The organism is Pseudomonas sp. HS6 (genome assembly GCF_023375815.1).
Lineage (GTDB): Bacteria > Pseudomonadota > Gammaproteobacteria > Pseudomonadales > Pseudomonadaceae > Aquipseudomonas.
In genome coordinates, this window is the sequence record NZ_CP067412.1 from 4,668,438 (window position 1) to 4,682,423 (window position 13,986).

Below are 13,986 nucleotides of genomic sequence, written 5' to 3' on the forward strand. Positions count from 1 at the left end.
TAGCCGGCGACCGAATAAATTCAGGTGCCAGTTCTGGCCTCTTCGCGAGCAAGCTCGCTCCCACAATGACCAGTGGTGTTCCCAAAGTTCTCTTACAGAGCCGAAACCCGTGGGAGCGAGCTTGCTCGCGATGGCGATCTTTCAGGCAATAAAAAAGCGCGGCCTGAAAGCCGCGCTTTTTCATTCAGCTCAAGATTTTACTGAGCCTTCGTATCGGTGCTCGCCGCCGGTTTGGCCGCTGGCTTCTTCGCCGGTTCAGCCTTTTTCGCTGCAGGTTTGGCCGGGGCTTTTTTCGCCTCGGTCTTGGCCGCAGGCTTTTTCGCCGCTGGTTTGGCCGCCGCTTTCTTCGCTGGCTCGGCTTTCACCGGGGCCGCAGGCTTCGGTGCTTCCGCCGGAGCTGGCGCTGGAGCCGGGGTCGGTGCAGGCGCTGGAGCGGCTGGAGCAGGTGCCGGCTCTGGCGCTTTCACGGGCTCTGGTTTCTTATCGTCGTCCGAACCGCCGAACAGATTGGTGAAGAAGTTGCCTTTCTTTGCCGCCACTGCCGCGCCCGCTGCGCCTGCCGCTACGGCGGTGGCCGCTGTTGGGCCGACCTTGATCGGCTCAAACGATTTGCCTGCCGCCAGGTCTTCAACCTGACTGGCCGCACGCTGACCGGTACGCAGCGCGCCTTCCAGAGTGCCCGGGTACAAGGTGTCGGTGTGTTCGCCGGCAAACGCTACGCGTTGCAGCGGACGTTCCCACAGGCGCCAGAATTTGCTGATCTGGCCAGGACCAAAGGCCAGGTAAGAACCGCCCGTCGACGGGTCGGTGCTGTAGCGACGGATTTCATAACCGGTGAACGAGCCACGGGCCTGTGGATAAAACGTGTGCAGACGGATCAGCACCTGATCGACCATCTGCTTGTCGCCGAAGGCCTGCATCACCCGGGCGTTGTCGCCGGACAGGTTGATCACCACGTTCGCGCCGCCCTTCAGAGCCGGCTCGATCCACAACATCCCCAGACCGGTGTTGCTGTAGATCTCGCCGGACATCCGCGCCTTGCTTTCCCATACTGGCGTCTTGAACTTCAGCATGATTTGGTCGCGCCAGCCGTAGTTGGTGCCCTTGATGGCGGCCAGATGCTGGGCGTCCAGCGCCGGGGTCAGCTGGATCTTGTTGAGGGCACGCAATGGCACCGCCAGCACGACGTAATCTGCCGAGTAGCCAACGCTGCCGACCTTGACGGTCACGCCGTCCTTGTCCTGGGTGATGGCAGACACCGGCGAATCAGTCTTGATGGTTTTCAGCTGTTTGACGAAGGCCTGGGCCAGCACCGGGCTGCCGCCGACCAGACGCGAAGCGCGCAGGTCACGATCGGACACGCCGCGATACACCCGGCTCTGCTGCGCGAAGTACAGCAGCGAAAGGCGCGAAGGTTCGTCGTAGTGGGTGCGGATATCCTGGTTGATTAGCTGACGCGCGGTGGCGGGCAGGTTCTGCTTGTCGAGCCAGCTCGAGACGTTGATCTGGTCGAGCGCGTGCAGGGTGTTGGTCGCGGCCGGGTTCTGCGGATCGTCAATCGAACGCGCCAGGTCGTCGCGGGTTTTCTCGTAGGCTTTCAGCGCCTGAGCGGTGGCCGGCTGCTTGGTGGCCAGGTCGGCAGCGGAGAAATATTCGCCGTCGATCAGGTAACCCGGGGTCCGCACGAATTCAGGGGCCGGCGTGGTGTTCAGCTTGAAGGTCGACACGTACTTGTTCAGCACCGGCTGAGCCTTGTCGTTGCCGATCCACTCGCTGGTAGCCATGCCCGAGCGACCGCCCAGGCTCGGTTTGGCTTCCAGCAGCGTCACCTGCCAGCCCTTGTTCTGCAGTTCGTAAGCCGCAGTCAGGCCCGACAGGCCGCCGCCGATCACGATCGCGGTTTTATCCTTGGCCAGCGCCGTAACGCTAAACAGCCCCAACACCACAAGCGCACAGGCGCGCAGCCAACCGACAGACATTCAGCGAACTCCGGAAAAACACGTAGGAAAAAGCAGTTTTGCGGGCCAGACGACCCAAAGAACCGCGAAGAATACGTCAGCCATCAAAACGCCGCCAGCAACGTCTATCGGCCCATACAAAGTAGCTCAATCGACGCAATGGGTTGTCCCGACGCGACGCATTGCATAGGCTTGCGCGATTGTTTGCCCGCGCCTGACGCGAGCCGCCTCGAGGAGACTGAACATGGGCCTGAACAACCAGTGGATGCAACGCGATCTCGCGGTGCTGTGGCATCCCTGCACCCAGATGAAAGACCACGAACAGCTGCCGCTGATTCCGATCAAGCGCGGTGAAGGCGTCTGGCTGGAAGATTTCGAAGGCAAGCGCTACCTGGATGCCGTCAGCTCCTGGTGGGTCAACGCGTTCGGCCACGCCAACCCGCGCATCAACCAGCGCATCAAGGATCAGGTCGATCAACTGGAACACGTGATTCTGGCCGGTTTCAGCCATCAGCCGGTGATCGAGCTGTCCGAGCGGCTGGTGAAAATAACGCCCGAGGGCCTGAACCGGGTGTTCTACGCCGATAACGGTTCGTCCTGCATCGAAGTCGCGCTGAAAATGAGCTTTCACTACTGGCTCAACCGCGGCCAGTCGAACAAGAAGCGCTTTGTCACCCTGACCAACAGCTACCACGGCGAAACCATGGCGGCGATGGCGGTCGGCGACGTGCCGCTGTTCACCGAAACCTACAAAGCCCTGCTGATGGACACCATCAAGGTGCCGAGCCCGGATTGCTACCTGCGCCCCCAAGGCATGAGCTGGGAAGAGCATTCGCGCAACATGTTCGCGGCCATGGAGCAGACGCTGGCGGAAAATCATGACAGCGTCGCTGCCGTGATCGTCGAGCCGCTGATCCAGGGCGCCGGCGGCATGCGCATGTATCACCCGGTGTACCTCAAGCTGCTGCGCGAGGCCTGTGACCGTTACGGCGTGCATCTCATCCACGACGAAATCGCCGTCGGTTTCGGCCGTACCGGCACGATGTTCGCCTGCGAACAGGCCGGCATCCGCCCGGACTTCCTGTGCCTGTCGAAAGCCCTGACTGGCGGTTATCTGCCATTGGCGGCGTGCCTGACCACCGACGAGGTGTACAGCGCGTTCTACGACGATTACCCGACCCTGCGCGCCTTCCTGCATTCGCACAGCTACACCGGCAACCCGCTGGCGTGTGCAGCGGCGCTGGCGACTCTTGATATCTTCGAACAAGACAATGTGATCGAGAACAACCGGGCGCTGGCTCAACGCATGGCTTCGGCCACGGCGCATCTGGTGGATCATCCGAATGTTTCCGAAGTGCGCCAGACCGGCATGGTCCTGGCCATCGAGATGGTCAAGGACAAAGCCACGAAAGAGGCTTATCCGTGGCAGGAACGTCGCGGCCTGAAGGTGTTCCAGCATGCGCTGGAGCGTGGCGCGTTGCTGCGTCCACTGGGCAGCGTGGTGTATTTCCTGCCGCCGTACGTGATCACCCCGGAGCAGATCGACTTTCTCGCCGAAGTCGCCAGCGAAGGCATCGACATCGCCACCCGTGACAGCGTCAGCGTGGCGGTGCCGAAGGATTTCCATCCCGGGTTCCGTGATCCGGGCTGATTGACTTCACTTAAGCTTCAGCGGTGACCGGACTACCGTCATCGCTGGCAAGCCAGCTCCCACATGTTCTGCGCAGAACCTTGTGGGAGCTGGCTTGCCAGCGATGGGGCCGCCAGACTTTTACAAATCTTACAGAGACTCCGAATGAGACTGTCCCGCTTCTTTATCGACGCCCCGCTCAGCATTGGCGAACACGAACTGCCGGAAGCCCAGGCGCATTACATCAGCCGCGTGCTGCGCATGGCCGAGGGCGATGCGGTGCAGCTGTTCGACGGTTCCGGCCACGAGTTTCGCGGTGCACTGCTGGAAGTCGGCAAGAAGCGCGTGACGGTCAGGATCGACGAACAACTCGCCGGCCAGGTCGAGTCACCGTTGCAAATCCACCTCGGCCAGGGCCTGTCCCGGGGCGAGCGGATGGACTGGGCGATCCAGAAAGCCACCGAACTGGGCGTCAACGAAATCACCCCGATTTTCAGCGAACGCTGCGAAGTCCGCCTCAAGGATGAACGCGCCGACAAACGCCTGCTGCACTGGCGTCAGGTAGCGATCAGCGCTTGCGAGCAATGCGGTCGTTCGCGGGTGCCGGTGATTCATCCGCCGGTGTTGCTGGCCGACTGGTTGAAACAGACCGAAGCCGAACTGAAACTGGTTCTGCACCCGGTGGCCGAACCCTTGGTCAGCCACGCCAAGCCATCGACGCTGGCGTTCCTGATAGGCCCTGAAGGCGGCTTGTCCGACGCCGAAGTCGAGCAGGCCAAGGCCAACGGCTTCCACGCCGCCCGCCTCGGCCCGCGCGTGTTGCGTACCGAGACGGCGCCGGTTGTGGCGCTGGCAGTAGCGCAGCAATTGTGGGGTGACTTCTAAGGCCCCATCGCTGGCAAGCCAGCTCCCACGGGATCCTTGTTGGCCGCAACAGTTGTGAGCAACACCAAACCCTGTGGGAGCTGGCTTGCCAGCGATTGGCGGCGCCTCGGTCTACAAGACATAAAACAAGATCGCCACAAAGTGCAGCAGGCTCCCGGCGATCACGAACAGATGCCAGATCCCGTGGGCATGCCGCAGGCGATGGTCGAGGGCAAAGAAGATGATTCCCACGGTGTACAACACGCCGCCCGACGCCAACCAGGCAAACCCCGCCGTCCCCAGCGCCGCGATCAGCGGTTTGACCGCCACCAGCACAATCCAGCCCATCACCGCGTAGATCACGATCGACAGGATCCGCGCCTCCGAGCGCGGTTTGATCTCTTGCAGGATGCCGATCAGCGCCAATCCCCAGACAATCCCGAACAGCGTCCAGCCCCACGGCCCACGCAGGGTCACCAGACAGAACGGCGTGTAGCTGCCGGCGATCAACAGGTAGATCGAAAAGTGATCGACCTTCTTCATGATTGCTTTCTTGCGCCCGCGCACGCTGTGGTACACGGTGGAGGCGCTGTAGAGCACCAGCAACGTAAAGGCGTAAATCGCCACGCTGACAATTTTCCACGGGCTGCCGTCGAGGCTGGCGATCACCAGCATCCACACGCCTCCGACAAACGCCGCTACCGCCCCGACCAGATGGGTCCAGGCGTTCAGTTTTTCTCCGTGATACATGTGTCGCACACCTCGATTTCATTACCGCAGCGCGCAAGGCTCGGGCCTTGAGCGTAAAAGCGCAATGTTTCCGTTCAACGCGGTCCTGCGCCTGTCCTGATATTTGGGCACAATCGACCGATACCAAGAAGAGTCCGCGCCATGCTGATCGACGAAGAATTGACCCTGAAGAAACTCGAGGTGTTCCTCGCCTTCATGCGCACCGGCAACCTCGCCCGCGCCGCTGCGGAGTTGCAGACCAGCAACGTCAGCGTGCACCGCGCAATCCATTCACTGGAAAGCGCACTGCGTTGTCCGTTGTTCAAACACGAAGGACGTAACCTGACACCGCTGGAAAGCGCCTACGTGCTCGAAGAACGCGCACAAAAGCTGATTCAGGACGTGGTCGAAAGCGTGCGCCTGACCCGCGAAGCCGCCGGGTTTTCGGCTGAACGCTTCAAGCTCGGCTCGTTGTATTCGTTGACGGTGAAAACCGTGCCGCAACTGATCATGGGCCTGAAGATCCGCCGCAGCGAACTCAACATCGACCTGATCCTCGGCTCGAACATTGACTTGCTCTACAAGCTGAAAAACATGGAAGTCGACGCGATCCTCGTGTCGCTGGACGACAGCGTCAACGACCCGGACTGCGAACAGATTCCATTGTTTTCCGACGACATCTTCCTCGCCACCCCGGCCGATTCGCGCTTCGCCCAACGCAGCGAAGTGGATCTGGCCGAAGTGCGCGACGAAACCTTCATCACCCTCACGCAAGGCTTCGCCACCCATCAGGACGGTATTCGGGTGTTCAGGCAGGCGGGGTTCGAGCCGAAGGTGGCGATGCAGGTCAACGACATCTTCACCCTGCTGAGCATGGTCAGTTCCGGGGTCGGTTACGCGTTGCTGCCGGGGAGGATTGCGGCGGTGTACGAGAACCGGGTGAAGCTGATTCCGTTGCAGGAGAAGTACCGGTTGCAGCAGCACATTGGGGTGGTGTTTTTGAAGGCTAAAGAACGCGATCCGAATCTGCTGGCGTTGTTGGCGGAGTGTCGGATGTATGCGAATCGCCAGTCGGCGGTGTGATTAAAAGCAGATCAAAAGCTTACCCCCTCACCCCAGCCCTCTCCCCCAAGGGGGCGAGGGGGAAAGGGAGCAGATCGGGGGATTTTCAAACCTGAGTTCGACTCAAGTCCCTCACGTCGGCGTACCTCTAACATCCAACTCGATCAGTCCCCTCTCCCTCCGGGAGAGGGTTAGGGTGAGGGGGTAGCTTTTGATATTCAGCCCACAATTCCGCGCACGATGAAGAACAACAACGAAGGCCCCAGCAAGCACCCAAGCCCAGTGTGGAAAGTAGCCGTCAACGCCCCATAAGGCACCAACCGCCGATCCGTCGCCGCCAGCCCCGCCGTCACACCACTTACGGTCCCGGCCAACCCGCCAAACACCATTGCCGAGCGCGGGTTATCCAGGCCCATCCAGCGCGCCGCCACGGGCGTACCGACCATCACCAGAATCGCCTTGATCAACCCGGTGGCAATCGACAGCGCCATCACATCCGAGGTCGCGCCAATCGCTGCGCCGGTCACAGGCCCGACGATGTAAGTCACCGCCCCCGCGCCGATGGTGGTCATGCTCACCGCATCGCGATAACCGAACGCCCAGGCCATGCACGCACCGACAATGAACGGCAGGATCGTGCCCAGCAGCAGCGCGATCACACCAATCAACCCGGCCTTCTTCGCCTCGGTCGCCTGCACCTCGAACGCGGTGGCGACGATGGCGAAATCCCGCAGCATCGCGCCGCCCATCAGGCCGATGCCGGAGAACAGCGACAGATCCGCCAGGCCCTTCTGGCCGCCGGTCATGGTGCCACCGACCCAGGCCAGCACCAGGCCGATGACGATGGCAATCGCCGAGCCGTGAATTCGCCCGAACGTCAGGCGTTTGGAGAGAATCACCGAGACCCACATGATCACGCCGACGAAGGCAAACGCGGTGACCAGGCCGTTGTGTTCCAGACCTTTTTCAATGAGATCCCACATGTCAGCGACCTCCTACGGGCGTGCCGACCGGGGAAACTTCCGCCGGCTCGTCGGGCAACGGTTCGCCCTTGTGGGTACGGCTGATCAGGGCAATGGTGCAGCCACAGAGCACCACCGAACCGATTGCCGCCAGCACCGCCACCGGGCCGCCGTGCAGGGCGGTGACAACGTTCTGTTGCGCGGCCATTGCCACCACTACCGGAATGTACATGGCGCCCCAGAAGCCGACGCCCATTTCGCAATCCTTGGTCATGCCGCCGCGCTTCTGCATCCACAACCTCGCGCAGATCAACAGGATCATGGCGATACCGACCCCGCCAACGTTGGATTTGACCCCCAGCAGCACGCCGAGCAGATCACCCATGATCACCCCTGCCAGCGTACAGATCGCCAGCAGCGCCACACCGTAAATAATCATTGTTGTAGTCCTCAAAGTGCATCGTCGAATGTTGTTTTTGTTGTTCGAAGCCTGAGTCGGTGATTTAGGGTCGTCGGCCCTCCTCCTCACGCAACAGCGCCTGCAAGGTGTCGAGCCGGGCACTGTCGAAGGCAGTGACAGTCCCCTGCTCGAACACCCGGCGCGCCAGCCCGGTCAGCACCGCACCGGGCGGCAGTTCGATCTGTAGTCGCACGCCGCGCTCGTAGGCGCTTTGCACGGTGCCGCGCCAGTCCACCACGCGGCACATGTTGAAGGCGAGATCGTCGCGCAGCGCTTCTACCTTGGTCACAGGCCTTGCGCGACTGCCGCTCAGGTAAGCGATTTTTGGTGTTTTCAGTTCCACTTTGACGAACGCTTCGGCGAGTGTTTGCGCAGGTTCATCCAGCAGCGGGCAGTGCGACGGCACGCTGACCGCCAGACGTTTTGCCAGCCCGGCGCCACGACTGCGCGCCAGCTCGGCGACCGCTTGCATCGCCTTGTCGCTGCCGGCAATCACCACCTGGTTATCGGCGTTGATGTTGGCCAGGTACACCGGCGTTTCTGCGCCGTTCACATGCGCCAGCAGCGTTTCGACTGTGGATAATTGCAGACCGATGATCGCGGTCATGCCGAAGCCCTGTGGATAAGCCTGCTGCATCAACTCACCGCGCAGGCTGACCAGATGCAACGCATCGCTGAAGCTCAATGCTCCGGCAACCACCGCTGCCGGGTAGGCACCGATGGACAGGCCGGCGACGTAATCGGCGGTGAGTCCGCCCTGCAACAACTGCCGCGAGGCTGCGACCCCGGCGATCAGCAGGTAAAGCTGAACCGCTCGGGTGTTGCGCAACGCTTCGCTGGAATCCAGCCGCAAGACATCTTCACCGAGGCTATCGCTGGCCTCGATCAGCGTTTCCCGAGGCAAACGCTGGAGCATGCCGGGTTGCTGCGCGCCCTGGCCGGGAAACACCAGCAGGCTGCTCACGCTGCTTGCTCCTGCGGGTTCCACGGGTCGCGGACCAGACAGGCTTCATGGGCGTTTTTCAGCAGCACCCGCGCCGAGGTACTGGCCCATTCACGCAGGGTTACCGCGCCGAAAGGCGTCTGCAATTGCAGGTCGACCCGGCAGATCGCCTGATCGAACACCGCGACCAACTTACGTGCCTGATTACGGGTGATGAGTTGCGGTGTACGCAGGATCAGATCGAGATCACTGGTCTCGTGCATTGCTGCAAACCCGCTCGCCAATTCAAACCCGGCGCTGCCGCTGATGCCCCAAGTCCAACCGCAATCATCAAGCATCGGTCTCAGTTGCCGCAGCGCGTGCATGACCGGCAGATCACGCTCGCTCTCGATATGACAAAGCGCTTCCGGGCTGACCCGGCAGGCAATTGAATCAATCGCCATGAACGCAGCCAACCGCTGCTCGCGAAGCCGACCACGCACGCCCACCGCCACAAACCCGTCTTCACTCAACGCTCGACGCACCACCACCGGTTGCCCGACAGCCAGCGAATCAATTGCCCACTGCGGCGCATCCGCCGGCAACTGCGCAGGCGTCATGCCCCACAGCAGATCGTGGGCCAGAGACGTGTTCACCACTGCGCCCTCAGCAGCTCACGTACACGGCTGGAGGCTTCGCGATTTTTCGCGCCGAGGCGATTGCTCAAATCCGTCGCGCCAATATCTCCGATGGCTTGCTTCAGGCATTCGCCGACCCGCGCCAGATCCTCCGCCGTCGGCTGCTCGATCTGCTGCACCGACAGGGTTTCCCAAAGCAATCCGAGGCTGGCATAGCTGTCGATGTCATAGGCCATCGGCGGCACACTGGACGCCAGGGCTTCCAGTTCTTCGACGCTGCGCAAGGTCACCCGCGCCGCCGAAGCCTTGCCCATCGCATGCACCATCACCCCCGGATCACGCAGGGCGATCAAGCGGTTGGCCTGATAACCGTGGGCCAGAAACGCCCCCGACATGGCCTTTCCCACCAGCAGCGCAATCACCGGATGCCCGGCCAGTCGCGCGCGGGCGTAAGCGTCCGCCGCACCGGCCAGAGCCTGATGAATGCCGAGGGCTTCTTCGCGACGACCGTAGGCCTGGCTCGGCACATCGACGATGGCAATCAAGGGACGCTTTTGCGTTTTGTCTTGGTCGGCGGTGATTGCGTCGTCCACCGCTTTCGCCAGGCCCCAGCCTTCGAGTAAACCGACTTCGCCGTTGCGAGCCCGAGGGAAACGGTTTTCCGGATCGGCGACCACCGCGATAAAGCGCCCGAGTGGCCCGTCGGCGACCTTCAGCGATGACGGCAACCCTTCAACGGCATTCGCACCCGCGCTCAGGGCGTTGAACCAGTTCAAACCGCGCACGGAATAACCACTCATGAGCGCTCTCCTTTGTACAGATCGCGAACCACCGAAGGCTCGATTTGCTTGGCAGTGTCCAGGCTCGTCAGGCGTTGCAGGAACCATCCGGCCCGTTGACTGCGCGGTTGCGCTGGCAGGCCTTGTTGCAGCAACTCGCCGACCTGTTGACGAATCTGCGCCACGTCATCGGCGACATAACGGTCCACCAGACCACTGGCAAACCGTTGCTCGCCACCGGTCAGGCTCCAGATGAACGGCCGGTCGCGGGAGTCGTATTCCTCGATCCCGGCTTCCTGCTCGATCACCTGCGGGCCGTTCAAACCGAGGCGTGCTTCCTGGGTCACCAGCAAGTAGCTGCACAGCGCAGCGGCAATCGACATCCCGCCAAAACAACCGACACTGCCAGCCACCACGCCGACCACCGGTTGGTACTGCTGCAAATCGACAATCGCCGCGTGGATGTCGGCAATCGCCGCCAGCCCGAGGTTGGCTTCCTGCAAGCGCACGCCGCCGGTTTCCAGCAGCAGGATCGCGCGGGTCGGGATGCCTTTACGGTTGTCCTCGGCGGCCAGTTCCAGCGCGCCAGAGATTTTGGCGCCGCCGACTTCACCGAGGCTGCCGCCCTGAAACGCGCCTTCAATCGCCGCGATCACCACCGACAAACCATCGAGGCTGCCCTTGGCGATCACTACGCCGTCATCGGCCTGCGGTACCACGCCCTGACGTTCCAGCCATGGCGACATGACGCGTTGGAACGGGTCGAGCAGTTCGCGGAAAGTGCCGGCGTCGAGCAAGGCTTTCGCCCGCTGCCGGGCGCCGAGTTCGACGAACGAATGTTTGTGCAGAAGCGCTGAGGTGTCAGTCATGGCCGATCTCCTCGAAGCCTTGTTCCAGGCGCAAGCGCACCACGCCCGGGGTAGCACCGAAGTCGTGAATATCGATGGCCATTGCCGGTGGTGTGGTGCCGTCGAACATCCGCGCAAACAGATGCTGCCAGCGCTGCTGCGCGCCGTTGACCGAGGTCTGCACATTGATCGTCAGCTTGCCGGCGAGGCCCGGTTCGATCAGCACTTCCAGATCGCCGGAGCCGACACAACCGACCAGCGCCCGTCCGCGTGGCGGCTGCCCGGCGGGAAATTCAAAGGATAAGGTTTCCATCAAAACGCTCCCTGAAGGATGCCGTCGCGCTCGATCCGGTCGAGCAACAGCGAGGCGGCGAGCAAGTCGGCGGCGCCACCGGGCGAGGCATTCAATGCGATGAGTTGTTGATCCAGTTCATACAGTCGGCGGCGGCCGATGAGGCTGGCGCTGCCACCGGCGTCGAGTACCGACTGGGCGCCGTGCTGCATGGCGTGCAGGCCCGGTTCGCCGGCGCGGTACAGCACGCAGGTGTCGGCGAGGTCGGTCATGATCGCGAGCAAGGCATCGAGCCGGGCGTTCTGTTCGCCATGGCCGGCGGCGCGACTGCTTTTGAGCTGCGGCAGGCCGCGTTGCACCACGGACGGGAAGCCGAGTTGCGCTTCTTCCCGGGCACCGCGAGCGCCGTAGCGCTGGGCGACCTGGGCGCCGTGGCTCAGCGGACGCGGCGCATAACGGTCATCGAGCAACGCCAGACAAGCAGCGCGCAGAGTGACAGCGCTGGCGCTGGTGGATTTGGTGTCCAGCGCAGCAGCCGTGACCAACAGGCCCAATGCCCAGATCGCCCCGCGATGGGTGTTCACGCCGTGGGTGGTGGCGAGCATCGTTTGCTCGCCTTCCCGCCCGATGCGGCCAATGGCTTCGCGCAGCGGCAAGCCGATCTCGCCGAACTCAAGCGCGGCTTCGGCCATTTCCTTGAACGCCGGCCACAACGCCAGCGCCGAGGCATGCATCAATCCCAGGTGCAGATCGGTGTGCGCACCGTTGCCGCGACGGTCGACCAACGCCGGTTTCGGCGACAGGTCGGCTTCGTCGATCAACGCGTCCACTGCCAGATCCGCCAGCCGTTCCGCGAGGGTGATGGTTTTCGGTTGCAGGTTGAGTGCGTGCATTACCAGCTCCTGAACTTGGCGGGCGGGTTGTAGAGGCCGCCGGACCACTCGACCAGATCGGCCACGCTCTTCGCCGCGAGCAATTCACGGGTAGCGTCGGTGCGACGGATGCCGAGGTCTTCGGGCAAGGCGATCAGCCCTTCGCGGCGCATGCGTTCGGTGTCTTTCGGGTTGTGGTGCAGGCCGATGGCGGTAACGCCGGCCACCGCAGCGATCATTGCCTGGCGCTCTTCCAGCGAACGCGCCTTGTACAGGTAGGCGATGCCTTCTTCGGTGAGCAAGTGGGTGACGTCGTCGCCGTAGATCATGATCGGTGCCAGCGGCATGCCACTTTTCTTGGCCACCTCCACCGCGTCGAGGGTTTCGACGAATGTCGGTTTGCCGCCCTCCTGGAAGGTCTCGACCATCTGCACCACGAGTTTCTTGCCGCGTTCGAGCATCGGTTGCTGCGAATCGTCATGCCGCATGTCGAGCCACGCTGGTGTGCCATGACGACGGCCGCGCGGGTCGTGGCCCATGTTCGGTGCGCCGCCGAAACCGGCGAGACGGCCACGGGTCACGGTGGAGGAATGGCCATCGCCGTCGACTTGCAGGGTTGCGCCGATGAACAGGTCCACCGCGTACTGCCCGGCCAGTTGGCAGAACATCCGGTTGGAACGCAGCGAGCCGTCGCGCCCGGTGAAGAACACGTCCGGCCGGGCGGCGATGTAGTTTTCCATGCCCAGTTCGGTGCCGAAGCAATGCACACTTTCGACCCAGCCGCTTTCGATGGCCGGGATCAACGTCGGGTGCGGGTTGAGCGTCCAGTTGCGGCAGATCTTGCCCTTGAGGCCGAGGGATTCGCCGTAGGTCGGCAGGATCAGTTCGATGGCGGCGGTGTTGAAACCGATGCCGTGGTTCAGCGACTGCACGTTGTGTTTTTCGTAGATCCCGCGGATCGCCATCATCGCCATCAATACGTGCACAGGCTTGATGTGGCGTGGATCGCGAGTGAACAGCGGCTCGATGTAGAACGGCTTGTCCGCCACCACCACGAAGTCCACCCACGACGCGGGAATGTCTACGCGAGGCAGCTCGCTGACGTCGTCCACCAGTTGATTGACCTGGACGATGACGATGCCGTCGCTGAAGGCTGCCGGTTCGATCAGTGCCGGTGTGTCTTCGGTGCTCGGGCCGGTGTAGATGTTGCCGGCACGGTCGGCCATGAACCCGGCCGAGAGCACGACGTTGGGGATCAGGTCCACCACCAGTCGGGCATAGAGTTCGATGTAGGTGTGGATCGCGCCGATTTCCAGCAGACCGTCTTCGAGCAACTGGCTGATGCGCAGGCTCTGGGTGCCGGCAAAGGAGAAATCGAGCTTGCGGGCGATGCCGCGTTCGAACAGGTCCAGATGCTCGGAGCGGCCGACGCTGGGCATGATCATGTGCAGGTCGTGAAGCTTTTCAGGATCGGCCTTGGCCAGAGAGCGCGAGAGGAAATCCGCCTGCTTCTGGTTGTTGCCCTCCAGCACCACACGGTCGCCGGGCAGAATCAGCGCTTCGAGCGCCGCGACGATCTTGTCGGTGGGCAACACCGCACCGTCGGCCAGCCCGCGCACCTTGTCGAGGCGACGCTGTTTCTCGTCACGCCGCCGCGTCCAGCGCGAGTCGGGGGATATTGTTGTTGTCATGCTCACTCCACGGGGTTCGCTGTCGTGGAGCTACCTTAGGAGTGTCGGGTGGGGGCATCAATCAAGCGCGGCGGTGAATCATTACGGTCAGCGTAACGATCAAGACCCGCCCTCACCCTAGCCCTCCCGAAACGTCGGACCGCCCGGAGGGAGAGGGAACCGATTGGGGAATGTTCAATAGCTGCACCGACCTGAACGCGTTGCAGTGAATCCATAATCGACTGGTTATTTCAGGTCGATGGATAGCGCAAGTCACCTCGGTTGGCTCCCTCTCCCTCC

General features: G+C 62.4%; 14 protein-coding genes. 3 read left to right on the forward strand and 11 right to left on the reverse strand.

The window, feature by feature from the left end:
• Positions 1 to 197: 197 nt before the first annotated feature.
• Positions 198 to 1,979, reverse strand: coding sequence for a flavin monoamine oxidase family protein (locus JJN09_RS21055; RefSeq protein ID WP_249483492.1), 1,782 nt, complete (start codon positions 1,977 to 1,979; stop codon positions 198 to 200).
• 223 nt (positions 1,980 to 2,202) lie between these two features.
• On the opposite strand from JJN09_RS21055, the gene JJN09_RS21060 reads away from it, so the two are divergent.
• Together JJN09_RS21060 and JJN09_RS21065 are read left to right on the forward strand one after the other, a co-directional pair.
• The gene (locus JJN09_RS21060) at positions 2,203 to 3,609 is read left to right on the forward strand and encodes an adenosylmethionine--8-amino-7-oxononanoate transaminase (RefSeq protein WP_249483494.1); all 1,407 of its coding nucleotides are present in this window, start codon (positions 2,203 to 2,205) and stop codon (positions 3,607 to 3,609) included.
• Between the two features lie 144 nt (positions 3,610 to 3,753).
• A complete protein-coding gene (locus tag JJN09_RS21065) occupies positions 3,754 to 4,473 on the forward strand; it encodes a 16S rRNA (uracil(1498)-N(3))-methyltransferase (RefSeq protein WP_249483495.1) in 720 nt (239 codons plus the stop codon).
• 111 nt (positions 4,474 to 4,584) lie between these two features.
• On the opposite strand, the gene JJN09_RS21070 is transcribed toward JJN09_RS21065, so the two are convergent.
• Positions 4,585 to 5,202, reverse strand: coding sequence for a hemolysin III family protein (locus JJN09_RS21070; RefSeq protein ID WP_011336351.1), 618 nt, complete (start codon positions 5,200 to 5,202; stop codon positions 4,585 to 4,587).
• A gap of 141 nt (positions 5,203 to 5,343) precedes the next feature.
• Here JJN09_RS21070 and JJN09_RS21075 point away from each other — a divergent pair, with 141 nt between their 5' ends.
• The gene (locus tag JJN09_RS21075) at positions 5,344 to 6,264 is read left to right on the forward strand and encodes a LysR substrate-binding domain-containing protein (RefSeq protein WP_249483497.1); all 921 of its coding nucleotides are present in this window, start codon (positions 5,344 to 5,346) and stop codon (positions 6,262 to 6,264) included.
• A gap of 197 nt (positions 6,265 to 6,461) precedes the next feature.
• Here the strand turns inward: JJN09_RS21075 and madM are convergent, their stop codons facing one another.
• The 9 genes from madM to mdcA form a co-directional block, all read right to left on the reverse strand.
• Complete coding sequence (gene madM, locus JJN09_RS21080) at positions 6,462 to 7,226, reverse strand: malonate transporter subunit MadM (protein ID WP_096817644.1); 765 nt, start codon at positions 7,224 to 7,226, stop codon at positions 6,462 to 6,464.
• A 1-nt stretch (position 7,227) separates the two neighbouring features.
• A complete protein-coding gene (gene madL, locus JJN09_RS21085) occupies positions 7,228 to 7,644 on the reverse strand; it encodes a malonate transporter subunit MadL (RefSeq protein WP_249483498.1) in 417 nt (138 codons plus the stop codon).
• A 64-nt stretch (positions 7,645 to 7,708) separates the two neighbouring features.
• Positions 7,709 to 8,629 (reverse strand): malonate decarboxylase subunit epsilon, encoded by a 921-nt coding sequence (gene mdcH, locus JJN09_RS21090; protein WP_249483499.1) that lies wholly within the window; start codon positions 8,627 to 8,629, stop codon positions 7,709 to 7,711.
• The gene (locus JJN09_RS21095; RefSeq protein ID WP_249483501.1) at positions 8,626 to 9,246 is read right to left on the reverse strand and encodes a malonate decarboxylase holo-ACP synthase; all 621 of its coding nucleotides are present in this window, start codon (positions 9,244 to 9,246) and stop codon (positions 8,626 to 8,628) included. Before JJN09_RS21095 ends, mdcH begins: the two co-directional genes overlap by 4 nt.
• Positions 9,240 to 10,025 carry a biotin-independent malonate decarboxylase subunit gamma gene (gene mdcE, locus JJN09_RS21100; RefSeq protein ID WP_249483502.1) on the reverse strand — a complete coding sequence of 262 codons (786 nt, stop codon included), beginning with the start codon at positions 10,023 to 10,025 and terminating at the stop codon, positions 9,240 to 9,242. Before mdcE ends, JJN09_RS21095 begins: the two co-directional genes overlap by 7 nt.
• Positions 10,022 to 10,873, reverse strand: coding sequence for a biotin-independent malonate decarboxylase subunit beta (locus tag JJN09_RS21105; protein ID WP_249483503.1), 852 nt, complete (start codon positions 10,871 to 10,873; stop codon positions 10,022 to 10,024). Before JJN09_RS21105 ends, mdcE begins: the two co-directional genes overlap by 4 nt.
• Complete coding sequence (locus JJN09_RS21110; RefSeq protein WP_003229075.1) at positions 10,866 to 11,165, reverse strand: malonate decarboxylase subunit delta; 300 nt, start codon at positions 11,163 to 11,165, stop codon at positions 10,866 to 10,868. Before JJN09_RS21110 ends, JJN09_RS21105 begins: the two co-directional genes overlap by 8 nt.
• Entirely contained in the window at positions 11,165 to 12,037 is an 873-nt protein-coding gene (locus tag JJN09_RS21115; protein ID WP_249483504.1) for a triphosphoribosyl-dephospho-CoA synthase, read from the reverse strand. Before JJN09_RS21115 ends, JJN09_RS21110 begins: the two co-directional genes overlap by 1 nt.
• Complete coding sequence (mdcA, locus tag JJN09_RS21120) at positions 12,037 to 13,707, reverse strand: malonate decarboxylase subunit alpha (RefSeq protein WP_249483505.1); 1,671 nt, start codon at positions 13,705 to 13,707, stop codon at positions 12,037 to 12,039. The genes JJN09_RS21115 and mdcA overlap by 1 nt, the downstream gene beginning before the upstream one ends.
• Positions 13,708 to 13,986 lie beyond the last annotated feature (279 nt).